General features: G+C 71.9%; 21 protein-coding genes. 8 read left to right on the forward strand and 13 right to left on the reverse strand.

The features are described from left to right. Positions 1 to 625: 625 nt before the first annotated feature. The 4 genes from O7610_RS27460 to O7610_RS27475 form a co-directional block, all read right to left on the reverse strand. Positions 626 to 1,591 carry a hypothetical protein gene (locus O7610_RS27460; protein ID WP_281567108.1) on the reverse strand — a complete coding sequence of 322 codons (966 nt, stop codon included), beginning with the start codon at positions 1,589 to 1,591 and terminating at the stop codon, positions 626 to 628. A 308-nt stretch (positions 1,592 to 1,899) separates the two neighbouring features. After that, positions 1,900 to 2,460, reverse strand: a complete 561-nt coding sequence (locus O7610_RS27465; RefSeq protein ID WP_289212179.1) for a hypothetical protein — start codon at positions 2,458 to 2,460, stop codon at positions 1,900 to 1,902. After that, positions 2,457 to 3,227, reverse strand: coding sequence for an alpha/beta hydrolase (locus O7610_RS27470; protein ID WP_289212180.1), 771 nt, complete (start codon positions 3,225 to 3,227; stop codon positions 2,457 to 2,459). Before O7610_RS27470 ends, O7610_RS27465 begins: the two co-directional genes overlap by 4 nt. A gap of 43 nt (positions 3,228 to 3,270) precedes the next feature. After that, positions 3,271 to 4,266: an AraC family transcriptional regulator gene (locus O7610_RS27475; RefSeq protein WP_289212181.1), complete on the reverse strand. Its 996-nt coding sequence runs from the start codon at positions 4,264 to 4,266 to the stop codon at positions 3,271 to 3,273. Positions 4,267 to 4,466: 200 nt separating this feature from the next. On the opposite strand from O7610_RS27475, the gene O7610_RS27480 reads away from it, so the two are divergent. Then, on the forward strand, positions 4,467 to 5,288 hold the full coding sequence (locus tag O7610_RS27480; RefSeq protein WP_289212182.1) for an NAD(P)H-binding protein: 822 nt from the start codon (positions 4,467 to 4,469) through the stop codon (positions 5,286 to 5,288). Further along, positions 5,285 to 5,737 (forward strand): DUF4345 domain-containing protein, encoded by a 453-nt coding sequence (locus O7610_RS27485; protein WP_289212183.1) that lies wholly within the window; start codon positions 5,285 to 5,287, stop codon positions 5,735 to 5,737. The genes O7610_RS27480 and O7610_RS27485 overlap by 4 nt, the downstream gene beginning before the upstream one ends. Before the next feature lie 53 nt (positions 5,738 to 5,790). Here O7610_RS27485 and O7610_RS27490 read toward each other — a convergent pair whose 3' ends face one another. The 3 genes from O7610_RS27490 to O7610_RS27500 are packed head-to-tail and all read right to left on the reverse strand — an operon-like array spanning position 5,791 to position 7,723. Next, positions 5,791 to 6,681 carry a hypothetical protein gene (locus O7610_RS27490; RefSeq protein ID WP_281553257.1) on the reverse strand — a complete coding sequence of 297 codons (891 nt, stop codon included), beginning with the start codon at positions 6,679 to 6,681 and terminating at the stop codon, positions 5,791 to 5,793. Beyond that, positions 6,678 to 7,100, reverse strand: coding sequence for a hypothetical protein (locus O7610_RS27495; protein WP_281553258.1), 423 nt, complete (start codon positions 7,098 to 7,100; stop codon positions 6,678 to 6,680). The genes O7610_RS27490 and O7610_RS27495 overlap by 4 nt, the downstream gene beginning before the upstream one ends. Continuing rightward, entirely contained in the window at positions 7,097 to 7,723 is a 627-nt protein-coding gene (locus O7610_RS27500; protein WP_281553259.1) for a DUF1349 domain-containing protein, read from the reverse strand. Before O7610_RS27500 ends, O7610_RS27495 begins: the two co-directional genes overlap by 4 nt. 226 nt (positions 7,724 to 7,949) lie before the next feature. Here O7610_RS27500 and O7610_RS27505 point away from each other — a divergent pair, with 226 nt between their 5' ends. Beyond that, positions 7,950 to 9,032 (forward strand): DNA polymerase III subunit beta family protein, encoded by a 1,083-nt coding sequence (locus tag O7610_RS27505; protein WP_281555432.1) that lies wholly within the window; start codon positions 7,950 to 7,952, stop codon positions 9,030 to 9,032. Positions 9,033 to 9,326: 294 nt separating this feature from the next. On the opposite strand, the gene O7610_RS27510 is transcribed toward O7610_RS27505, so the two are convergent. From O7610_RS27510 to O7610_RS27520, 3 genes are all read right to left on the reverse strand, one after another. Continuing rightward, the gene (locus O7610_RS27510) at positions 9,327 to 10,256 is read right to left on the reverse strand and encodes a diacylglycerol/lipid kinase family protein (RefSeq protein WP_281553261.1); all 930 of its coding nucleotides are present in this window, start codon (positions 10,254 to 10,256) and stop codon (positions 9,327 to 9,329) included. Between the two features lie 83 nt (positions 10,257 to 10,339). After that, entirely contained in the window at positions 10,340 to 14,644 is a 4,305-nt protein-coding gene (locus O7610_RS27515) for a S8 family serine peptidase (protein WP_281553262.1), read from the reverse strand. Between the two features lie 141 nt (positions 14,645 to 14,785). Next, positions 14,786 to 16,105: a hypothetical protein gene (locus O7610_RS27520; protein ID WP_289212184.1), complete on the reverse strand. Its 1,320-nt coding sequence runs from the start codon at positions 16,103 to 16,105 to the stop codon at positions 14,786 to 14,788. A gap of 208 nt (positions 16,106 to 16,313) precedes the next feature. Here O7610_RS27520 and O7610_RS27525 point away from each other — a divergent pair, with 208 nt between their 5' ends. Genes O7610_RS27525 through O7610_RS27535 form a run of 3 tightly spaced genes read left to right on the forward strand, consistent with a single transcriptional unit; the run spans position 16,314 to position 18,171 of the window. After that, positions 16,314 to 16,940: a GNAT family N-acetyltransferase gene (locus O7610_RS27525; RefSeq protein ID WP_289212185.1), complete on the forward strand. Its 627-nt coding sequence runs from the start codon at positions 16,314 to 16,316 to the stop codon at positions 16,938 to 16,940. Positions 16,941 to 16,979: 39 nt separating this feature from the next. Further along, positions 16,980 to 17,765, forward strand: coding sequence for a trans-aconitate 2-methyltransferase (locus O7610_RS27530; protein WP_281553265.1), 786 nt, complete (start codon positions 16,980 to 16,982; stop codon positions 17,763 to 17,765). A 40-nt stretch (positions 17,766 to 17,805) separates the two neighbouring features. After that, on the forward strand, positions 17,806 to 18,171 hold the full coding sequence (locus tag O7610_RS27535) for an MmcQ/YjbR family DNA-binding protein (RefSeq protein WP_281553266.1): 366 nt from the start codon (positions 17,806 to 17,808) through the stop codon (positions 18,169 to 18,171). A gap of 99 nt (positions 18,172 to 18,270) precedes the next feature. Here the strand turns inward: O7610_RS27535 and O7610_RS27540 are convergent, their stop codons facing one another. After that, positions 18,271 to 19,035 (reverse strand): hypothetical protein, encoded by a 765-nt coding sequence (locus O7610_RS27540; RefSeq protein ID WP_281553267.1) that lies wholly within the window; start codon positions 19,033 to 19,035, stop codon positions 18,271 to 18,273. A gap of 358 nt (positions 19,036 to 19,393) precedes the next feature. On the opposite strand from O7610_RS27540, the gene O7610_RS27545 reads away from it, so the two are divergent. Beyond that, a complete protein-coding gene (locus O7610_RS27545; RefSeq protein WP_289212186.1) occupies positions 19,394 to 20,449 on the forward strand; it encodes a chymotrypsin family serine protease in 1,056 nt (351 codons plus the stop codon). A gap of 149 nt (positions 20,450 to 20,598) precedes the next feature. On the opposite strand, the gene O7610_RS27550 is transcribed toward O7610_RS27545, so the two are convergent. Further along, a complete protein-coding gene (locus tag O7610_RS27550) occupies positions 20,599 to 21,213 on the reverse strand; it encodes a hypothetical protein (protein ID WP_281553269.1) in 615 nt (204 codons plus the stop codon). A gap of 127 nt (positions 21,214 to 21,340) precedes the next feature. Beyond that, positions 21,341 to 21,829 carry a hypothetical protein gene (locus O7610_RS27555; protein WP_289212187.1) on the reverse strand — a complete coding sequence of 163 codons (489 nt, stop codon included), beginning with the start codon at positions 21,827 to 21,829 and terminating at the stop codon, positions 21,341 to 21,343. 83 nt (positions 21,830 to 21,912) lie between these two features. Here O7610_RS27555 and O7610_RS27560 point away from each other — a divergent pair, with 83 nt between their 5' ends. Next, positions 21,913 to 22,650 carry a hypothetical protein gene (locus tag O7610_RS27560; RefSeq protein WP_289212188.1) on the forward strand — a complete coding sequence of 246 codons (738 nt, stop codon included), beginning with the start codon at positions 21,913 to 21,915 and terminating at the stop codon, positions 22,648 to 22,650. Positions 22,651 to 22,656: the final 6 nt, after the last annotated feature.

The following is a 22,656-nucleotide window of genomic DNA, read 5'->3' on the forward strand; positions in this document are numbered from 1 at the left end:
GCCGGACCGGTCAGTCTTGTAGACAGAGGACTGTGACCAGGTTGTCGCCGTATTTACGATGGCAAACTTGGCGGGCGGTGATAAGGTTACTGTACGGCGACTCACGGGGAGACAGATCATGCTTCGAGTTGAGCCATGTGCATTCATTGTCCGGTGACCCGGCCAGCGATTCGACGCTGTTTCGCTTGGCGGTCGACGGCCGCGCCGGCCGGCCCGCGCTGTCGTAGCCTCGGTCAGCGGTAACTGACCTATCGGTGGCCGGATTCCGGCCACGAGGAATCAGCGGTTCGTCGCGTTGCGCGACGTGCCTGGTGCCCGCGCCCGCCAACCGGCCAAGCCGGTCTGCGGTGCAGTCCATCTGTATGCAATCCGGGGCCAGCGTCACGCCCTGGTCGGGACCCGACCGCCTGTCGTCGGGCTGCCGGCACTTGCCGGGCCGATGCCGGGTAACCGTTGTCGACCACTACCTGTTCCGTCTGATCGGCGCGATTCCCGACACCGTCCGGAGAGTCGCAGCTGATCGCTGTCTGCCAATGGCAGTTCCGTCGGATTCTGCCTGTCGACGTCAGCGGAGGTGATGTGTGATGGAGACCGACTGACCCGTTTCGACCGTTCCGATCCTGCGTCACGGCTGAAGTGCCGGAAACCACTGGATGCCGTACGCGAGATACAGTTCCGGATCGTCGAAATCCGTGAACACCTCGCCGACCGCGTCCGGCTGCAGCAGTTCACTGCCGGGCTGCGGTGTGTCCAGTAACCGAACGGGCTCCCCGGTCACTCGCCGCACCCACTTGGGCAACCGGTCCGGGTCGAATCTCACTCGCAGCTCGAAGCGCCGGCACCGTCGGGTAGCCGTCAACACGTAGTGCGGTGAGGCGATCTGGCTCGGCCCCAGCCGGGTGACCACACTGAAGTCGCACGACTCACCGGCGGCGAGTGGCCGGGGCAGGCCCACGACCAACTGTGACCGCTGCGGCAGCGGTCGTTCGTGCCTGATCAGCCGCCCACCCCAGTGCACGTCTGCCCGGATGTCGAGCCCGTCGCTGCCTGGTGGGCAGGGCAGCGACATACCGAGCACGACCTCGTCGACGCCGTCCCGGTCGGCGACGATCCGCCGTTCCTCGTACGCCTCCATCGTCGGGGTGTCCAGCCGGACCAGCACCCGCAGCCCGGCGACGTGCCAGCCGGCGCCGACCGGGCTGGAGCTGCGCCGGCCCAGCTCCTGGCCGATCGCCTCGGCCAGCAGCACTTCCGCTTCGTTGATCCGGCGCAGCGCGGTCCGGTCCTCGCGACCCAGCCGTCGGGCCAGCCAGGCGACCCGGCCACGGAAATGCGCGTCCTGCGCCTGCGGGTGCAGCCCCAGCGCGACCCTCGCCGCCAGCGCCATGTCGTCCGGTAGGCGTCGGACCTGGCTGTTCAGCTCGGCGATCACCCGCTCGCGCAACTCAGCGGGCTCGTCGTCGCGGTTCACCGCACTGTTGCCGCAGAGCGTACGCAGGTGGTCGCCGAGCCGACCGGACAGATCGGGTGCCGACACACCGCGACCGGCCCGCAGGGTGCGCAGCTCCGACTTGACCTCCACAGCGGACACGGATGTCACCGTCCTTCCTGGGCGAGTCACCTTGTCCTCGCCGTGACATCAGCACCAGATTCTGTCACGCGATGCGACTTTTGCGGACGTTCACCGTGGCCGAGACTGGTTGCAGCGAGATCCGGCGTGGTCCGCTCCTGCGCGGAAGGGCGTGAGCCGCCGTGCCTCCGTGTCCCGATCTGTGGGTGCCGGGACCGGTTCACGTGGTCGACGCGTGGACAACGGGGATGGCTCCGGTACCCGCAGCGGGGACGGCTCCGACGCCCGCAGCGGGAAGATCCGGCCACCCGGCCCGCCCCGCCAGACGGTCATCCACCGCCGGGCGGCTCCCCGTCGGCCGGGTCGAACAGGGACGACGGAGGCCCGGCCGCAGCCACGGGGCCGGGCCGGTGACTGGGCGGTGCCAACGGCCGCTCCGGCTGCCGGCTGAACAACCGTACGCCCGATCGCGCCGTGGTCGTCCGGACGGTGACCGGCAGGGTGACCATCCGCACCGGCTCAGGCGGGGCGGTGAAGCCACGACTGCCCCATCGGACCCAGATCGCCACTCGACCAGCGGCAGCCTCGGCGAGCAGTTTCTCCACCGTACGGTGCCGGTCGGTGTGGTCCACCTCGATCACCAGCGGCGGCGCGTCGGGCCGGGCACAGGCCACGTCGACGACCGAGTGCCGGCCCTGCATCGGCGGCGGCAGCGGCAGTACGCTGGCCGCCCGCCGGTACACCCGCCAGCCCTGCCCAGCACCCCACCGCACCACGGCGTCGATGATCGTCCTGGTGACCTGTTCGGTGCCGAGATCGGTGAAGGTCAGCGTGGCCAACTGGTCGCCCAGCCCGGCGGCCACTCGCGCCGCGTCGGCACCGTCGGTCACAACGGCAGCCAGGCGAGTACGTCCCGGATCTTGGCGTCCCAGTAGCTCCACACGTGGTCACCGGCTTCGAAGTCGACAGTGAGTGGAACGCCCCGGGCGGCGCATGCGTCGCGGAACCGGACGTTGTCCGGGTACAGCACGTCCTCGGTGCCGCAGCACAGCCAGAGCTGTGGCAACGCCGTCGGGTCGGCCCGGTCGAGCACCGCGAGCAGGTCGTCGTCGCTGCCGGCGATGTCCTGCTCGCCGAAGACCCGCCGCATCAGCGGGTCGGTGGCGGACACCGACGGTCCGTGCTGGCGGGCGGCCACGTCGAGTACGCCGGACAGGCTGGCCGCCGCCGCGAACCGTTGCGGCTGGCGCAGCGCCCAGCGCAACGCCCCGTACCCGCCCATCGACAGGCCCGCGACGAAGGTGTCCTCCCGCCGTCGGGAGACCCGGAAGAACGAGTCGACCACGGCCGGCAGTTCGGTGGACAGGAAGGTCCAGAACGGCGCTCCGTGCACCTCGTCGGCGTACATGCTGCGGTGCACCTGGGGCATCACCACGGCCAGGCCGCGCTCCTCGGCGTACCGCTCGATGGAGCTGTACCGGGTCCAGGCGGTGGCGTCGTCGGTGAGCCCGTGCAGCAGATAGAGCACCGGGGGATCGGTGTCGCCGGCCCGCGCCGGAGCGCCGATCCGGGTCCTGGTGTGCTGGGGCAGCAGGACGGTCATCGAGGTGGCCTGCTCCAGAACGTCGGAGTAGAAGTCGACCCGCAGGTGTGCCATCCGCCCAGTGTGCCGGTTCACCGGACGGCGGCCGCTGGTCGGGTCAGTCGTTCCCGGCGCCGCGCCGTTCCCGACGGACCTGGCCCGGCGGTACCCCGTACGCCCGTTTGAAGGCCCGGCAGAACGCCGCCTCCGACTGATAGCCGAACCGGCGGGCGACCACCGGCAGCGGGTCCGCGCAGCGCTGCAGATGGTCGTGGGCCAGCTGCAGCCGCCAGGTCGCCAGGTAGCGGATCACCGGTTCACCGACCAGCTCGGTGAACCGGGCGGCGAACGCCGACCGGGACATGCCGGCCTGCTGAGCCAGGGTGCTGACCGTCCAGTCCCGGTCCGGCTCGCGGTGCAGTGCGGTCAGCGCCCGGCCGATCTGGTCGTCGCGTAGCGCGGCCAGCCAACCCTGGCGCGCCTCCGGAGCGGCGTCCAACCAGGACCGGATCGCCTGGATCACCAGTACGTCGGCCAGCCGGGTCAGCATCGTCTCACCGCCCGGTCGCAGCGCCTGTGCCTCCCGGGTGACCAGCCGCAACGTGCTGTGCAGCCACCCCGACTCGTCGTCGTCGAACCGGTCGAGATGCAGCACCGGCGGCAGCTGGGCGATCAGCCGCCGGGCGGCGACGTGGTCTGGGCGCAGCACCGCGTACGTCACCTGGGTGAGCTCGCCGCCGCCACCGTGCCGCATGATTTCGTACCGGTCGCTGAGCTGCTGCACCGGGATGTCGAACAACGGCCGCGTCGACGCGGCCGGGGCGCTGCGGAACCGGTGCGGGACACCGTCCGGGATCAGCGTCAGACTGCCCGGCCCGATCAGGTACGGCTGGGCGTCGCCCACCTCCAGCCAGCACCGGCCGGCGGTGACGACCTGCAACGTCATGCAGCCCGGCAGGGCGGGCACGTCGATGCCCCACGGGGCGGTCAGCTCGGCCCGGCAGTAGAGGGTGCCGGTCAGCCGGAACATGTGCAGGGTCTCGCCGAGCGGGTCGCTGATCGCCGGGATCGCGCAACCGGGTGTCGTCCACACCCTGCCCAGCTTCCCGGACAATTTGCCAACCGTCCACAAGCCTGGACGCTGCGCAAAGAAATCAGGAATCACGGTCATTGTTCCGCCGCCGACGCCCCGGCAGGCTGATCGGTAAGGCAGCACCTTCCCGGGTCGGACGATTCGCCGACCCGGGCGGGTGGCCAGCAGCGGGCGGTAGAAGCCTGTCCGCGACACCCAGACCGAACGGGAGTTCCCACGCCATGTCACGACCGTCAGTGCTCGTCACCGGGGCGACCGGCAAGACCGGCCGGCGCATCGCCGACCAGCTCACCACGCTCGGCCATCCGGTGGTCCGGGCCAGCCGCCAGGGCGAGCAACCGTTCCACTGGGCGGAGCCGGCCAGCTGGCCCGCCGCGCTGCGCGGGGTGGACGCCGTGTACCTGTCGTACTCGCCGGACCTCGCCGCACCCGAAGCGCCCACCGTGGTCGAGAAGTTCACCGCCGCCGCCCGCGACGCCGGTGTCCGCAAACTGGTCCTGCTCTCCGGTCGGGGCGAGACCAACGCCGGCCGCTGTGAGGCGATCGTCGCCAGTTCCGGGCTGACCTACGGCATCGTGCGGGCCAGCTGGTTCAACCAGAACTTCACCGAAGGACACCTGCTCGGCCCGGTCCTGGCCGGGACGGTGGCCCTGCCCGCCGGCGAGGTGGCCGAGCCGTTCGTGGACGTCGACGACGTCGCCGACGTCGCGGTGGCGGTGCTCACCGACCGCCGGCACGACGGCCGGATGTACGACGTCACCGGGCCGCGCCTGCTCACCTTCGCGCAGGCGACGGCGGAGATCGCCGCGGCCAGCGGCCGGGCCGTCGGCTACCAGCCGGTCACCGCCGAGCAGTTCCATCTCGCCCTGGTCTCGCAGCTGGGGCCGGACTACGCGCGGCTGCTCACCGACCTGTGCGTGGAGGTGTTCGACGGGCGCAACGCGTCGCTCGGTGACGGCGTCGAGCGGGCGCTGGGCCGGGCCCCGCGAAACTTCGCCGACTTCTGCCGGCTGGCGGCCGCCGCCGGGGTGTGGCGGCAGTGACCGCCGTCGCCGGCCCGGCAACCGACGCGCCCCGCAGCCGCACCCGTACCCGCAGCCAGCAGGTGATCCTCGTCGTCGCCGGCCTGATCGTGGTCGGTATCGGGGGCGCGGTCCTGACCGCACCGGACGCCTTCCACGCCGGCAACGGCATCGACTTCGCCGGCAACAGCAGCCTGCTCAGCGAGACCCGGGCAGCCGGCGGGGCACTGCTGGCCACCGGGATCCTGGTCACCCTCGGGGCGTTCGTCCGCCGGCTGACCTTCGCCGCGGCGCTGATCGGGGCGACCGTCTATCTGGCGTACGGACTGTCCCGGCTGCTCAGCATCGCTCTGGACGGGATGCCGGCCACCGGTCTGGTCGCCGCTGCCGTCGCCGAGCTGGTCCTCGGCACGGCCTGCGGGTACGTCCTGCACCGTAACCGCCGTGCAGGTGCGAATCCGGCACCGTAACCGTCGCGCAGGTGCGAGTCCTGCCGGTAACCGTCGCACAGGTGCGCGCCCGGTCACCCCAACCGGGCGCGCCATGCGTCGAAGTCGTCGGCAAGCGGGTCGTCACCGGCCGCCCGGCAGCTGCCGGTGGCCACCTCCAGCAGCCGCTGCCAGACCGGCAGGTACGCCGCCGGTTCCGGCGGGGGCCGGCCGGGGGCGGCCCGGTACGCGCTGGCGAGCAACGCGTGCGCGGCCAGCGCCAGCCGCCGTCCGTCGGCGTACGCCGACGCCGTGGGCAGCACGTCGACGGCGACCGTCGCCAGCTGCACCGCCGCCTCCAACGACAGCCCGGACAGCCAGCGCATCGATGTGGTCCAGAGCAACGTCGGATCGCTGCGCGGCGTCGCCGTCTCCAGCGGTGTCGCCTGCCCGGCCCCGGCGGTGTGCCGCTGCGCCACCGCTGTCAGCGTCGGCTGGGCCGCCCGGTCCAGCCAGTCGTCGGCCGGCACCCACAGCAGGCCCCGGTCCCGCACGGTCGGCAGCACCAGCCGCGCCAGGCTGCGACCCATCTCCGGTGGGAACGGCACCGGGCCACCGGCCATCGAGAGCAGCCCGTCGACCACCCGCAACTCGGCCTCCAGCGCCTGCCGGGCCTGGCCCGGCGGGAGACCGGCGGCGATCACCGCCGCCGGTACGAAGCCCTCGACCACCCGGCCGTCGACGAAGTTCAGCAGTGCCGACACCACCGCTGCACTGTGTACGTACCCACTGTCGACGGTGCCGTCCGCGTCATTGCTGTCCGCGTCGTTTCCGTCTGCGTCGGGATGGCCGTAGTAGCCCAGCGCGGCGTTGGCCGAGGCGATCGCGAGGTGCGGGTCACCGTCCGGTGCCAGCGTCGCGGCGTTGGACGCCAGCACCCGGGCCAGGTCCCGGCGTCGCGGGTGGGCCGGATCGCCGCCGGTCACCGACAGATAGGCCAGGACCGCCGCGTCGGCGTCGACCTCCGCCGAGGCGGCCCACCCCGTACCGACTGGGCGAGACCACGGCGGGCCAGCACGTCGGCCAGCGTCAGCTCCGCGTCGGGCACGGCACCGACCAGCCCGGCGTACGCGCGTACCGCGTCGTCCAGCGCCGCCACCGCCGCCGCCGGATCCCGGTCGGCGAGGTACAGCGAGCCGAGCCGGTAGCACAGGCCACCCAGCCCGGTCCGCCGTCGCGCGTCGTCCGGCGCGTCGTCGAGCAGCTCACCGGCCAGGTCGACGGCCTGCCGCTGGCAGCGGACCGCCGCCGACCAGTCACCCCGCCGGCTGTGGTCGGCCGACTCGCCGACCAGCTCGTCGATGCGTGACTCGGGCGGCCGGTCCGGGACCACCGTCCGGGTCACCGCCCACTGCGCAGATCGTCCGGAACCACGTCGTCCAGACTGATCTGCTCGAACGTGGCGGTGCAGCGGTCACCGGTGGGCGACTGGGCGAGGAAGCCGGCCCGGGTCGGCGCATCGGCGGCACCGGTCAGCCGGAACAGTCGGGCGAACTGCCACGACATGCCGTCGAGTGAGTAGTGGAACGCGTACGCCGACCCCTTGCGCAGCACCCGGAGGTGGACGCTGGACGCTTCGACGGTGACCGCGTTGGCGTCGTCGGAGGTGCCGTTGGTCACCACGGTCACCACCATCGGCCGACCCTGCGGTGAGTATTCGAAGCACAGCTTCGCCCAGTGTTCCTCGTCGATACGCAGACACAGCACGCCGGCGTCGAACGCGGCCGTGAAGTCGACCGTGACCCGGGCGGAGAGCGCGAACTCGCCGTCCGGGCAGTCGAACAGCAGCGCCGGTGCGTTGTGGGTGCGGTACTCGCCGACCGGGTCGACGAACCAGTCGGTGCCGGCGCCTGCGGTGAGCGACAGGGCCTGCCGACCGGCGTGATGATCCGCTGCCACCGGCGTGTGCTGCCAGGCGAGCGGCGGCAGCCCGGCGATCGCGGGCGGCGGAGGTGCCTGCGGGGTCATCCTGCCTCCCGGCGGGGCATGTCGGTCTCGTCGGACGCGCACATCGATCTGGTCGGAACTGCAATGCTGCCACGGGCCGGCATCCCGCCGCTGGCCCGGCCCGTCGGCTCCGGTACCCGGCCGGCCTTGACCCCGGGCCGGCCTTGACCCCGGCTGGCCTTGACCCCGGCTGGCCTTGACCCTCGACCTGGTCGAGGCCGCAGAGTCCATGGACGTGGAGAGCGACATGCACAGCATCGGCGAGACGGCCCGCGCCAGCGGGCTGACCGTCAGCGCGCTGCGGTTCTACGACGCCGCCGGCGTGCTGGTGCCGGCCGCGGTGGATCCGCACACCGGCTACCGGTGGTACGCCGTGAGTCAGCTGCGCGCCGCCCGGCTGCTGGCCGGGCTGCGCCGGGTCGGCCTGCCGCTGGCCGAGATCACCGAGGCGGTCCGGGCGTTGCCCGACGTCACGGTGGCCCGGCGGCTGCTCGACGTGCACCTGCGCCGGCTGCAGGACGGCCTGGCCGATGCCCGTCGGGAGCTCTCCCGCATCCATGCCCTGCTCGATGCCGAGGAGAACCGAACCACCATGACCACAACCACGACCCGGGTCACCGTCGACGCCGCCGACCTGGCCGGCGCGCTGGACGCCGTACGGTTCGCCGTCGGCACCGACCCCGAGATTCCCGCCCTGGCCGGGGTGCACGTCGAGGTCTCCACCGACGCCGTACGGTTGGCCGCGACCGACCGTTACCGCATGGCGGTCGCCGAACTCGTCCCGACGGCGGTCGACGGCCCGGCGGTGACGGTCCTGGTGCCCGGCGGCTTCGTGACCGGCGTACGCAGCCAGGTCGACCGTAACCCGGTAGCGGAACTGGCCTTCGGTCCGGACGGCGTCGACGCCTGCGCGCCGGGCTGGCGGATCACCACCGACCCGCTGGACCACGACTTTCCCGACTACCGGCCGTTGCTGCCGGTCCGGGGCGCCGAGGGCCGACGGCAGGTCACCGTGGACGCCACCGAGTTGCGACGGGCGCTGGCACCCGACCGGGCCCCGGCGGTGGTACGCGAACACCTCGGCGTCGCCCACCCGGTCGCGGTGCTGGCGGCGACCGACGACGGTACCGTCGAATGCGTCGACGAGGCGGCCTGGCAGGCCGCACCGGATCGGTACGTCGCGGTGAACCGGGAGTTCCTGCTGCAGGCGGTGGTGGCCGCCGGCGGCGGTCAGCTGGTGCTGGAGCTGGACGGGCCGATCCGGCCGCTGGCCGTGCGACTGCCCGACGACGACCGGAGCTGTTCGCTGCTGATGCCGATCCGGCACTGACGTCGGCGCGGTCCGGCCCGGGACGGGGCCCAGGGCCGGACCGCGCCGCGCGCGGCAACCATCGTGCTGCCGCGCAGGGCGACCGCGAACTGCGCCAACGGAGGCAAGGTGCTCGGGGTCACCGGTGGCTCCACCGTGCAGGGGGCGCAGATCGTGACCTCGGACGACAACGGCCAGAACCACACGCTCTGGCGGTTCGTCTGACCCGTACCGGCTCGGGCCGGTCGCCCGTACCCGGGCGGCCGGCCCACCCGGCGGCCGGCCGGACTCGCGCAACCGGCCGCGCGGTCTCTGTCAGTGGTCGACGGTCCCGGCCGCAGCCATCACCCGCAGCGCGTTGGCGTCGACCCGCAGCCTGATCGGGGTCTCCCCGCACACCTCACCGTCGATCTCCACGGGCGCCGGCCGGTCCGTCTCGACCAGCAGCTCGCCGACCGCGAGGAACGGGTCGTGCCGCAGGGTACGCCGGTGGCCGGTCGCCGCGTTGCGTACCGTCGCACCCAGCAGGCTCTGCCGGGTCGCGCCGCCGACCGGGTACGCCACCAGCAGCCGGTCGTCGGCGTTGGCGTCCGCGGTGATCGGCCGGCCGGCCTGGTGACCGCCGTTGGCGACGTACAGCTGATGGGTCTGGAAGTCCCGGTTGCTGCTGGCGGTCCGGACGCTGACCCGTAGCGGACGGTGCCGGGCCATCAACGCCGCCGCCGTCGCCGGATAGGCGAACTTGCCGACCACCCGTTTCAGCCGGGGCGGAGTACGCAGCATCACCTCGGCGGACAGCCCGATACCGACGTGGTTGGCGAACGACAGATCACCGGCGAGGCCGAGATCGACGTCGATCACCTTGCCGGAGCTGATGACGCGGACCGCCGCGTCCAGGTCGATCGGGATCCCGAGGGTACGGGCGAAGTTGTTGGTGGTGCCCAACGGCAGCAGCCCGAGCGCGATGTCGCGGTGGGCGAGCAGCCGGGCGGCGGCCCCGATGGTGCCGTCCCCGCCGCCGGCGATCAGCAGGTCCGGGGCCATCCGGACCGCCTCGTCCAGGCTGCTCTCCAACTCACCGGGCTCGTCGACCGGGTAGCTGGCGATCAGCTCGAAGCCGGCGTCGGTCAGTCTGCGGGCGGCGTCGGTGTAGAACCGGCGGCCCCGGCGGGACCTGGCGTTGACGATCAGCACCGCCCGCCGTTGCTGCCGGATGGCGTCGGTCAACTCCTGCTTGGTCCGCACGGCCAGACCTTATCCTCACCGGCCGCGCGACCCCCTGGCCCGGGGGTCGCGCGGCCGGTGAGGATCTCACCTGTCAGGTGTCGTCAGCTCACCGTCACCGCCGAGCTGGCGGTCACTGCCACCGCACCGCCGGTCAGCTGGTGGGTGAAGGTGAACTCGCCGGGTCGGCGGGTGCGTACGTGCAGCTCCCAGGTCAGGTCGGTGCCGGCGGTCAGCGCCACCTCCGGCGAGATGGTGCCGACCAGGGCGCCGTCCTGCACGGACATCGGGATCCGGACCCAGGCCCCGTCGACCCGCAGCTGCACCGCGACGTCGCGGGCGAGCAGGTCACCGTCGGGGTGGGTGACCGTCAGCGTCGACTCGGCGGTGCCCTGGTCGACCCCGCTCGGGTTGACCACCCGGACCTCGGGATGGAACCAGCCGTCGACCTCGGCGCTCTGCGGGTAGGTCGAGGTGATCGTCGCCGCCTCGGCCAGCACGAGGGACGACTCGGCGTCGACCAGCCCGCTGTACCAGCCGGTGTCCAGCTCCAGTTGGAGCTGGTACCGGCCGGGCTGCGGGTCGGCGACCTCGAACCCGTACGGCTGGGCCGCCCAGTCGAGGTAGCCGGCCCGGATCTCGGCGCCGGTCGGGTCGGACAGCCGCAGCACCGGCCGGGCCTCGTTGGGCGCCAACGCCCGTACCGCCGGCACGACGTCCTCCAGGCGGGTCACCGCCGGCAGGTCGACGAACGGCCGTACGTCGGTGGCGCGCACCGTCGCGAACGGGTGACCGTGCGCATCGGTCACCGACCAGTCCACCTCGACCGAACCGGGTTCCGGTGTCGAAGCGGCCAGCTCGACCTGCGCCGCGCCGCCGAAGCCGAACGTGGCGTCGAACGGGTCGATCCAGTCCATCTCCGGCAGGATCTCGCTGACCAGCCACCAGTCGCGTTCCAACCGGGGCAGCTGGTGCACGGTGACCGCCTGGTAGCTGTCCAGCGTCGCGACAAGCGGTCCGGGCCCGAACGAGTACGCCCACGGCGCGGTGCCGGCCGGGCGCAGGTAGACGGTCGCCTCATGGCCGCTGCCGACCAGGTCGGCGGCGAGGTCCACCCGGGCCGACAGATCCTGGGCCGCCTCGGCCCCGGCCGGCCCACCGGCCAGCACCCGGGGCGCGAACAGCACCTCGTCGTCGTCGAACACCGTGATCACCTTGTGCAGTAGGTACGACGTACCATCGTCGGTCGCGGCCTTGCGCACCACCAGGGTGTACCGGTCGACGGCGGCCGGCGTCTCGAAGGTGAGGGTGCCGGCGTCGTCGGTGGCACCGACCGGGATCACCGCGCCGTCGTGGACCAGCTCGACCGCGGCGCCGGCCAGCGGGCCGGGTTCGGCGTCCGGAGCATCGACCGTACGTGCGGTGAGGCTCACCCGGGGCGGACGCACCCGGAACGACCCGGTCAGGTACTCGAGCGTCACGGCATAGTTGCCCAGCTCGGCCCGCTGCACCGTCCAGCTGACCGTCTGGTTCACGCCGGAGCCGACGTTGACCGTGGTGGTCGCCGCCGACTCACCGTCGACCCGCAGCACCGCCTGGTACGGACCGGCCGCCGCGCCGATGTTCTTCACCTGGGCGGTGACCCGTACCGGTTCGTTGCTCTTCACCACCTCCGGGTCGACCGTCAACCCGTGCACGGCGAAGTACGGCTGCCCTTCCTCGGCCGGGCGGGCCGCCCAGTCGATCGCGTCGAGGAACACCTGGGTGGCCTGCTCGGTCCAGTCGACCGGGCCACGGGTCACCGACACACCGTGGGTGGACAGCAGCACGTGCCGGTTGGTGGCCCGCTGGTCGACGCCGATGCCGCCGCCGTAGATCCCGGTGGTGTCGCTGCGGCCCAGGTCGGCGAGGGTCTGCCGGCCGTCGCCGGAGTAGTCGCCGAACCAGGCGATCCACTTGGCCTGGGTGCTGTCGTCCAGCGGAATCCGGTCACCGACGGCGTACCCGTCGAGGATCGGGTGTTCGGCGGTCACCTCGTAGTACGACTCGGCCACACCGGTGCCGCCGGTGTTGGAACCGGTCGAGACGGGCTGCCCGGTGTGCTGGGACAGCTGCCGGATGCCGTTGCCGGTGCTGTAGGCGTGGTCGGTGAAGATCACCCCGGTGCCGGCGGCGTCGGTGGCGTCCAGGAACGCCTGGAAGGTCGCCTCGTCGTAGTCGCTGCTCACCCCGTAGCCGAGTACCACGACCGGATGGTCGGCGGCGGCCACCAGCTCGTCCCAGTCGTAGATCACCGTCTCGATGCCGCGTGGGGCGAAGATCTCGTCGGCGTACGTGTCGACGTAGCTGCCGACCAGGGCGACCGTCTGTGGCGGTGGACTGAGCGTGAAGTCGGCGGTGACCGCGCCGCCTTCCGGAATGGTCACCTCGATGGCCGGGGAGACATCGAAGCGGGGATGGTCGGCCGTGATCCGGTAGCTCCCGGCCGGCAGTTCGAGCCGGTAGCTACCGTCGGTGCCGGTGACCACCGGGCTGCCGACCGGCGCGCCGTCGGCGGAGACCGTGACCGTCACCCCGGGTACGCCGTGACCGCTCTCGTCGAACGTCGCGGCGCCGGTGACCACCCCGATTGGCAGCGGCACCATCGCCAGGTCGACGGTGGTGAACGACTCTTCGACCACGACGACGTCGGCGACGCTGGCGGTCTCGTGACCGAACGCGGTGGCGGTCAGCGTGTAGCTGCCCGGTGCCAGCCGCAGGGTGAAGCTGCCGTCGTCCCCGGTACGCACCGAGGCCCCGCCCGGCGTGACGGTGACGGTGGCGTCGGCGACCGGGGCGCCGGTGCCGTCGGTGGTGACCCGTCCGGTCACGCCACTGTCGAGCGCCACCTGCACGGCGGCGGCGTACGCGTCGATCCGGCCGTGGCCGTAGCGGGTGTCGGGTGCCACGTCGGCGTACCGGTCGTCCCAGAACGCGGTGTCGATCAGCGCGGTACGGGTCGCGTCGACGCTGAGCTCCGGTGCGCCCTGCAGCAGCAGCGCGGCGACCGCGCTGGTGTGCGGGGTGGCCATCGAGGTGCCGCTGGCGTAGCCGTATCCGCCACCCGGCCTGGCCGACCACACCTCGTCGCCCGGGGCGGACAGGTCCGGGGTGACCCAGCTGTCCGGCCAGTCCGCGGGCGGGCTGGCCCAGCTGGACTTGTTGACCACGTTGCCGCAGGAGAAGTCGGCGACGTTGTCGTCGATGTCGGTGGCGCCGACGCCGACGGCCTCGTAGACGTTGCCGGGGCTGGACGAGCCGACGCCGCAGCTGCCGAAGATGTCCTCGTTGCCGATGGCGAACGACGGGAATGCGCCGGCGGCGACGATCGCCCGGGTCGGGGCGACCATCTCCGTCGCGTAGATCGCCGCGCCGAGCGACATGCTGACCACGTCGGCCGGGCGGCCCGCCGGGGTGCCGGCCGAGTCGGTCGGTGCGACCGCCCACTGCATGCCGGCGGCGACCTGCGCGAAGGAGCCGTTTCCGCCGGGGATCACCAGGCCGTGTGCCATCTCGGCACCGGGCGCGCCGCCGATTGTCACGCCGGACGCCGCACCACCGTGGATAGTGCCGGAGACGTGCGTACCATGGGTGGACGAGTCGTGCGGCTCGGAGGCCACCAGACCGCCGGCGGAGCTGAACTCCATCCAGCCACCCGGATAGGTCGGGTCGGTCGGGTCGTCGGTGGCCATCTTGCCGACCAGGTCGGGGTGGTCGATGGCGACCCCGGTGTCCAGGGTGACCACCCGGACGCCGGCGCCGTCCAGACCGAGCTCGGTCCAGACCTTTTCGACGCCGATGCGGTCCATGCCCCAGGTGATCCGGTCGTCGATGATCGACGCGGCCGGGTCGGCGGCGGCGGTCATCTCGGTCTCCGGCACGCTCAGGGTGAAGTTCGGCAGCACCCGTTGCACGCCGGGCAGGCTCGCCAGCGCCGACAGCCGGGAAGCGTCGGCGGTGAACTCGACGAGCAGCATGTTGGTGATCCAGAAGCGGTTGACCACCCGTACGTCGCCGGCGGTCTCGGCCCGCTCCTCCAGCGCCGTCTCGACCTCGGCCTGGATCTCCTCGGAGTGGGCGCGCAGCTGGTCGACGGCGGTGTCCGGGTTGGTCGGATAGCGCTGCGGGTTGGGCAGCATCAGCAGCGCCTGGACCCGGTCGCCGGTCGATTCGGCGACTGTGGCCTGTAGTTCCTCGGCGACTGCGGCGGTGCCGGCACCGGGGGCGTCGGCACCGCCGTCGGTGGGCGCGGCCGAGACGGGCAGTGGTACGCCGAGTAGCCCGCCGGCCAGCACGGCACCAGCGGTGACGGCCAGCAGGCGGCGTGCCCGGGGCAATAGTCGTGGTAGGGAGGGCTTGCGTCCTGACATCGATCGTCTCCTGGATCGCAGGGCCGGGATCAACCGGTTGGCATCGAAGATCGCTGAACGCCAATGGCGAACATGTTGATGTCGATGACTCCCCGCCGTCAACCCCTCACGATCCGGAACGGGGTCTACCATCCAGACGCGTCAGGTGGCGGTCAGCACCTCGTAGAGGTCGGGTCGACAGTTCAGCGCGGCCTCCCGAAGTGCGGCGACCCGGGCCAACTGTTCGTCCGCCGGCAGCGACCGCAACGTGGCCAGCGCCTCCTCGACCATGCCCTGTACGGGATTCCAGAACTCGTCCGGTGCCGCGTCCCGGCCCGCCAGCCAGAGGCCGGCCGCCGCCCGGGCCGCCTGGATCGGCTCCCAACCGTCGACGTCGTCGAGAGCGGCGCCGCACGCGACGGTCCCGGCGCCGTCGAGGATCTCGGCTTCGAGCGTGGGCAGCCCGGTGGCGATCGTCCCGTCGCCGTAGATGAGCAGATGGAAATTGGCCGTCTTCCGGCGCTCCGAGATCGTGGCGCCGTGCGGGCCGACCTGCTGCACGACGGCAGTTGGCGGGTCGGGCAGCCTGGCCAGCAGAGCCAACGCCCGCCGGGCCGGCCCGACCAGCTCCGGCAGGGCCGAGGCGTCGACCCGGCTGACGCAGACCCGGGGTGTCCCGTCGGCACAGACCAGTTCGGTGGCGCGCAGGTCGGGGTGCGCAGCCTCATTGACCGGTGGCAGCACGATCAGGGCGACGAGCAGCCCGGCGACGCCCGGCAGCACGGCGAGCAGCCGCGACCGGCCAGCGGCGGCGGCGTACAACGCCCACCCGGTCGCCGCCAGGGCGACGTACCACACCATCATGCCCGCGACGGCTCGGTCGTCGATCGTGGAGTAACGGTCAACCGGCCCGAGGGATGCCGGGCTGAGCAGCAACGCCCGGTTGTCGCCGCTGTTGGCGAGCAACTGCAGCGCGATGACGGCGGCGAGCGCACCCACGGCGAGCAGCGGGGCGGTCAGCCGGGACGGCAGCAGCCGACCCAGGCCGAGGCCGAGCAGACCGGCCGCCGCGACGCTCGCCGCGCCGAGCAGCACCGGCCAGACCCAGCCGGCCGGCTGATGGTCTGCGGTCAGCACCGCGAGGGCCAGCACCTCGAGCACTCCGCAGGTGAATCCGCCAGCGAGGCAGCCGACGAGCGCGACCGCCCGGGGCGCCACCCGGGTCAGGCCTGGTCGGGCACTCGTCGCGATCAGCTCGGTCATCCTGCTGGCGTGCTCCCGGCGCCCGTGCCAGGCGCCGACCGAGAGCGCGAGCGGCCAGATCAGTTCCAGCGTGTTGTGATGGGCCAGCACCCCCGCCATCCAGTACCCGTCCCAGCGTTCCCCGTCGACGGCCAACGAGGCCGCCGCGAACGCCAGCCCGACACCGAACCACACCACCGCGGTACGGCGCAGTTCCACGAAGAGAATCCGACCCGTCACGTCGTCGCACCGTTCCTGTCGTCGTTCCTGTTGTCGTTCACAACCGGCAAGACGGACCGGGTAACGGGCCCGGCTTTGGGTGTCGGTGTGAGCTGGATCTCACCTCTGTCGACCGGCCGGCCTGACTGCTGGACAGCCCAGCACATCGGATGGCGGCGGGTGTGGTGGCAGGGCGATCGACGGTGGGCGTGGTGGCAGGATGGGCGGCGTGCCGACCGTGCAGCCGTCCGCCCTGCATCCCGAACATCCTGCCCTGCATCCCGACTATCCGGTCCGCACCGAGCGGCTGCTGCTGCGTCCGCTGACCGGCGACGACGTCGAGGAGCTGTTCGCCTACCGCAGCCTGCCGACCGTCTGTCGGTACGTGCCGTTCGAGCCGATGACCCGCGACGTCATCGTCCAGCGGCTCGCCGCCCAGTGGGCGAACACCGGCCTCAGCGACGAAGGTCAGGCCCTCACCCTCGGTGTCGAGGTGGCAGCGACCGGCCGGCTGGTCGGGGACGTCGTGCTCTTCTGGCGCAGCCGGTTCCATCGCGGCGGCGAGATCGGGTACGTCGTACACCCGGACGCCGCCGGCCGGGGCTACGCCACCGAGGCGGCACGGGCGCTGCTCGGTCTCGGCTTCGACCAACTCGGCCTGCACCGGATCGTGGCCCGGGTCGACGAGCGCAACGAGGCGTCGGCCCGGCTGGCCCGACGCCTCGGGATGCGTCAGGAGGCCCGGCTGGTGCGCAACGAACTGTTCAAAGGCGAATGGAGTACGGAACTCGACTTCGCGATGCTCGCCGACGAGTGGGCGGCGTACCGTGACGGTCGGACGCCGGCCCTACCGTGACGACGGTCGGACCCCGGACCCGGCCGGGAGGAGACAGTGATGTGGGATCCGGCCGCCTACCTGCGCTTCGCTGATCAACGCTCCCGCCCGTTCGTCGACCTGCTGGCCAGGGTCGCCGCCGCCGACCCGGCAGTGGTCGTCGACCTCGGTTGCGGGCCGGGCACCCTCACCGTCCACCTTGCGGACCGCTGGCCGGAAGCCGTCGTGACCGGGATCGACTCGTCGACCGAGATGATCACCGCTGCTCGGGCGCTCGGGTCACCGGTCCGGTTCGACGTCGGCGACGTGGCCGACTGGGAACCCGGCCCGGACGTCGACGTGGTGATCTGCAACGCCGTACTGCAATGGGTGCCCGGTCACCCCGCCCTGCTCGACCGGTGGGCGGCCCGGCTGCGACCCGGTGCGGTGCTGGCCTTCCAGGTGCCGGGAAACTTCGACGCACCGTCGCACCAGGCGATCCGTACGGTCGCGGCGGATCCGTCCTGGCGGGGGCGGCTGCCGGACATCCGCGGCGGCGACGCGGTGCTCGACCCGGCCGGCTACGCGACCCGACTGCTGCGGGCCGGCTGTACGGTCGACGCCTGGGAGACCACGTACCTGCATCTGCTGCCGGCCGGGGACGCCGATCCGGCGGCGCATCCGGTGCTGGCCTGGGTCGAGGGGACCGCCGCCCGGCCGGTCCGGGCCGCCCTCGACGACGCGGGGTGGGCCGCGTTCCGTCGACGGCTCGGCGAGGAGTTGACCGACCGGTACCCGGCCCGGGACGGGCTGGTCGCGTTCCCGTTCCGACGGGTGTTCGTGGTGGCGACGAAGCCGGCTGGCTAACCTGTGGGTGTGCGCAGTGCGGTGCGGTACGGGTACCCCGATGGCTGACGCCGACGACGTCCGCCGGCTGGCGTCGGCTCTGCCGCAGGTCGTCGAGATCGACAGCGACGGCTTCGACTTCCGGGTCGCAGGCAAGGGCTTCGTCTGGTCCTATCCGGAGCGTCGGCCCGGCAAGCCCCGGGTGATCCGGACCGACGTCGCCGTGCTGTACGTCGGCGACGAGGCGGAGAAGCAGGCGTTGCTGCTCGGCGAGCCCAACCTGTTCTTCACCACACCCGGCTACGACGGACTGCCGCTGGTGATGCTCCGGCTGGCGCGGGTCGACGTCGACCGGCTCGCCGAGCTGGTCACCGACGCCTGGCGGATGCGTGCCCCGGACGGGGTGGACCTGCCGTCGGGGTGCTGAAGGTGCGGCCGGATCGGCGTCCGACGCTCGACGATTCTTACCGGCAGGTAGCAGGACAAGGCGACAGCTGCGCCCGAGGTCGCGCTCCGGGCGACCGCTTCACTGCATCACGGTGGCCGGCGGGTGCGTCGGTGAGGTCGGGCAGGCGAAGACGTGCAGGGAGTAACCCCGACCGATCAGTACGTCAACCGGGTTGCCGTCCGGATCGTCGGCGGACCGCCAGCGGGCGCTGCCATTTTGTTCGCCGGAGCTCGCGGTGAGCAGCAACGTCATTGCCGCCCCACACTCGGTGCAGTCGACCGGGTGCCAGTCGGAAAGTGACCAGTTGGCGAAACCGCCGACCTTCCAGCCCGGTGCGAGCGACAAGTCGGCCTGATAACTGTGCCCGGACTGCTTTTCCCAGGCGTACAGCCGCTTCTTGAGATTCTCCGGAAGTAGTCCGACGTACTGGTACTCGCGGACCTGTTCCGGACGCACCAGGCACGGCGTCGGCAGGTAGTTCTCGTTGACCACCACCGGCTCCGGCGCAGTTGCCAGCTGTTCGCCGAGCTCGGCGGTCCGCCGCCAGCGGAGCTCCACCCACGGGCTGTACCCGTTGTCGGGATGGTCCAACGGGCACCACAGCACCTGCAGCAGGTCCGGGGTCAGCAGCCGGTCGACGTAGTGCTCCCGGCCGGTGCAGTGCGGCCAGGACTCGTCGGCCGGCCAGCGCAGCGGACCGCCGATCGAGCTGTCGAGCGGGCCCGGCCGCCCGGGGCGGGGGTGCAGCCGGGTGGCGGTGGCCGCGTACTCCCTCAGCTCGGGAAACAGCTGCTCGATGTCCACCGGCGGTGGGCCGGCCGCAGGGTCCGACGGTCGCGCCAACTCGTCCTCCAGTCGCTGGTTGCGCGGGATGCTGTCGGTCGCGTGGATGCCGCGCGGGTCAGGCCACCCTACCGGCGGTGCCGGCGGCCCGGCCCGTCGCCCGGATCGGGCCAGTACGCCGCAGTGCCGGACGGTGAATGGCGCGTTTCCGATCGCGGTGTGACAGATTTCTTCACGTAGCGAGCAGGAACAGGATTGTGCCCTGCGGTCGCGGTCGCGAATAAGAATGATTCGTCATGTTTGCTTCTGCGGCTCCGCCGGACTGTCTCAATATCGACATAAAGCTATCGATCTTGTGGTTCCTCGACTCTTATTCGAGAAGCTGCGGCAACCGGCCGCAAATGTAGACGGAGGAATCATGTACGTGAGGAAGAGAGCGCTCGCCGGCACCGTCGCGGCGGCAGCCGTCGCGCTGACCATGCTCGGCGCCAGCGCGGCGCATGCCGCGCCGGACGGCGGCAAGGCGACCACGGGCTCGGCTGTCACCCGGCTCGACGACCGGCTGGCCCCGGACCGCACCGGCCGCGCCACGGTCGCCGCGTCGGTCGCCGCGTCGGCGATGTTGGAGACGATTCAACGCCGGATCGCCGACTACGTCGCCACCCACGGCACCAAGTACACGTTCGGCAGCTACCTCGACGCCACCACCGGCAAGATCGTCGTCGACACCGACGCGCCCGCCGACCTGGTGGCCGCGCTGATCAAGCCGGCCGGCACCTCGGCGGCACACCTTCGGGCGGCCAGCGAACTGCAGGTGAGCCGGTCCACCATCAGCGACTTCTGGCATCGCCGTGACGACATCCAGCCGTACTGGGGCGGCGGCGGCATCACCCAGACCGCGGGGGCGGCCTGGTGCTCGGCCGGGTACGCGGTGCGCAACGGTGCCGGCACCCGCTTCTCGGTCACCGCCGGACACTGCTTCGCCAACGGCATCAACGTGCTCACCGAGTCGGGTGCCAACGCGTACGGCGTGGTGTCGAACCGGCGGCTGCCCACGGTGAGCGGCCACGCCCAGGACATGGAGCTGGTCGGCGGCCGCTCCTACTCGGGTCGGATCTTCACCGGCGGAGTGACCAGCACCTCCAGCGCCCCGGTGGTGGCGGCCGGCACCGCGTACGTCGGCTTCTCCGACTACTGCCACAGCGGCCGCACCACCGGCGAGCACTGCGGACACACCGCGACCAGCATCACCGGCCAGGTGTGCACCTCGACCGGCTGCAAGTCGCCGGTCATCGTCTTCAACGGCGGCACCCAGCCGGCAGGCGGCGACTCGGGCAGCCCGTTCTACGTGAAAGACACCTCGGGTGGTGCCTGGATCAGGGGCAACGTGATCGCCGGCAACGGTGTCACCAGCTATGCGGAGCGCTACATCGACGTCGCGGCCGCGTACGGCGTCAGCATCGTCACCGGCTGAGCTCCAGCTGCCGGCAGATAGTCCAGCCGGCGTTAACCTGCCGGCTGGAACCCGCACCGACGAGCGGAGGGCCGGGGACCATCCAGCGGTCCCCGGCCCGGTCCGTACCCCGGTCGGCGTCGCGACCCGTACCTCAGGTCCTGCGTACCTCAGGTGACCCGGATCGGCCACGGGCCACCGAAGGACACCAGCCGGTCCGTGCCGCCGTGCGGGACGATCACCACCCGCGCGTACAGCTCGTAGGCGCCGGTCGGAACCGGTCCGCCGGCCGGTTCGCAGGAAACCAGCGGTACGTCGCCGGGCAGCTGCTCGACGTCGCCGGCCGCCAGATCCCACTGGACACCGATCAGGTCCTGCGCCGCCGGCACCGCCGCCACCCTGCCCTGCCGGACCAGGAAAACCTCGGCCCGCGGGCCGACCACGCCACGGATGGCGCGTCGACTGGTCACCTCGACGGTGCCGGTGACGGCACGGTCGGTGCCGGACGCCGTCGACGGGAACCGCCCATCGACGGTCAGTACGTCGTCACCCGGCGTCTCGAACGGTTGCCCGCAGCCGAGCGGGTCGGTGCCGGTGGTCGGAGCAGGATTGATGGTCGCCCGCTCCTCGGGAACCGGTCCGGAGCTGGCCGGCCCGACCGGACCGACAGTGTCATCCGGGCCGGGCGAGCTACCTGCGCCGGGGCCCGCGCAGCCAGCGGCGGCGAGCGCCACGACGAGCGGGACGAGAGCGAGCCTTCCGGTGTACCTCCGATGGTGCTGCATGGCCACCTCCTTGGGTGAGGGGCGTCGGATCGGACAGCGATTGGACGCGTACGCAGCGAATTCGGTTCCCTGGCCAGCGGCCGTAGCCCAGTGGCCGTAGCCCAGCGGCCGCGTAGCCTCCCGGCGGTCAGGGAGCTCCCGACAGTGCGCCGACGATCCCGAAGCCGCCGCAGCACAGCACCCCGATCACGACGAGCGCGACCAACGCGATCAGGTAGTTCGACCACATCCCGAACCTCGTCACGTCGGTGCCGTATCCGTCGTGGACGCGGTTGCGCCAGCCGCCGAACCGGAACGACAGCGGATGCGCCGCGCCGGGGTGCGCGACGACCGTCGTGGTGATCACCGGCACGCCCATGAAGTCGGTGTACCGGACGTCGTGCTGCCCGGCCGGCACCGCCACGTGCCAGGTGCCCTCGTGGGCGATCGGGACGTCGCGGCCGTCGACCTTGAACCTGCCCGCCGCCGTCGCCGGTACCAGGTACGGTCCCCGGTTGACCGAAACGACCAGCACGGCGCAGCCCGGCGGCGGCGCGATCGGCTGCGGGTAGGCGACCAGGAGGGACACGGCGCCGGGCATCGGCGGGTAGCCGGGGTGGTGAGGGGGGTACGACATGGCCACATCCTGGCATGCGCTGTTGCATCGATGCGTCACTGTGGGCGCAGAGCGGTCACCAGTGCGAAGGCGGGTCGGCGCCAATGTTCCGTGCAGCCGAAGAAGTGATGTCGGGGTGGACGGCGTTCGGGTGGTCCGTCGCGATCGCCGCCGGCGTCGGTCTGGTGGTGTTGGGGCTGATCTGGCTGTTTCTACGCGGCGAGCAGTCGCGCGACGCCCAGCTTGTCCAGCAGTTGCGGGCCGATCTGCTACCGGAGGCCGCCCGGACCGGATGGGTCGAGTCGGAGCCCGCGCCGGAGCTGACCCGGTGGGGCCTCGGCACGGTCGTGCCGGACGAGAAGCGCTGCTGCTCGCTCACCAGCCAGCAGGCGGGCCATCAGGCAGCCCTGATCTGGTGCGTGCACGGCGACAACGACAGGACGTTGCGCTACACGGTGCTGCTGGTCGGCCTGGCCGTCCCGGTGCCGGCCATGGAGATCCGCCGCCGGTTCAAGATCTTCTCCTTGCTTCGGCCCGGGCCGACCGGTCAGGAGACCGACGAGGACGCTCGGGTCGATCAGACCTTCAAGATCGTGTCGCACGCCGATTCCGACGCCCTCCGTCGGCTGTCGACCGGCCCGGTGCGTCGCGCCCTGCATCGACTGCACGAGCTGGGCGGGCTGGACCATGAGCCGATCCGGCTGGACGGCCGGGCGATGCGCGTCGTCCTGTCCGGCTGGCCACGGCTACCGGCGATCAGCGAACGACTGAACGCCACCATCGAACTCGCCGCCGCGCTGTCGACGACGGGGACCGACGACCCGGCACCGGCAGGTGCCTGACCGGCG

The organism is Solwaraspora sp. WMMA2065, assembly GCF_030345075.1.
In the GTDB taxonomy this organism is placed as follows: domain Bacteria; phylum Actinomycetota; class Actinomycetes; order Mycobacteriales; family Micromonosporaceae; genus Micromonospora_E.

Bases quoted from the DNA above. Each gene is read 5' to 3' on its own strand.
- O7610_RS27480 (WP_289212182.1), top strand. From the start codon at position 4,467: ATGTCACGACCGTCAGTGCTCGTCACCGGGGCGACCGGCAAGACCGGC.
- O7610_RS27505 (WP_281555432.1), top strand. From the start codon at position 7,950: ATGCACAGCATCGGCGAGACGGCCCGCGCCAGCGGGCTGACCGTCAGC.
- O7610_RS27530 (WP_281553265.1), top strand. From the start codon at position 16,980: ATGTGGGATCCGGCCGCCTACCTGCGCTTCGCTGATCAACGCTCCCGC.
- O7610_RS27470 (WP_289212180.1), bottom strand. From the start codon at position 3,227: ATGGCACACCTGCGGGTCGACTTCTACTCCGACGTTCTGGAGCAGGCC.
- O7610_RS27560 (WP_289212188.1), top strand. From the start codon at position 21,913: ATGTTCCGTGCAGCCGAAGAAGTGATGTCGGGGTGGACGGCGTTCGGG.
- O7610_RS27545 (WP_289212186.1), top strand. From the start codon at position 19,394: ATGTACGTGAGGAAGAGAGCGCTCGCCGGCACCGTCGCGGCGGCAGCC.
- O7610_RS27500 (WP_281553259.1), bottom strand. From the start codon at position 7,723: ATGACCCCGCAGGCACCTCCGCCGCCCGCGATCGCCGGGCTGCCGCCG.
- O7610_RS27535 (WP_281553266.1), top strand. From the start codon at position 17,806: ATGGCTGACGCCGACGACGTCCGCCGGCTGGCGTCGGCTCTGCCGCAG.
- O7610_RS27555 (WP_289212187.1), bottom strand. From the start codon at position 21,829: ATGTCGTACCCCCCTCACCACCCCGGCTACCCGCCGATGCCCGGCGCC.
- O7610_RS27515 (WP_281553262.1), bottom strand. From the start codon at position 14,644: ATGTCAGGACGCAAGCCCTCCCTACCACGACTATTGCCCCGGGCACGC.
- O7610_RS27550 (WP_281553269.1), bottom strand. From the start codon at position 21,213: ATGCAGCACCATCGGAGGTACACCGGAAGGCTCGCTCTCGTCCCGCTC.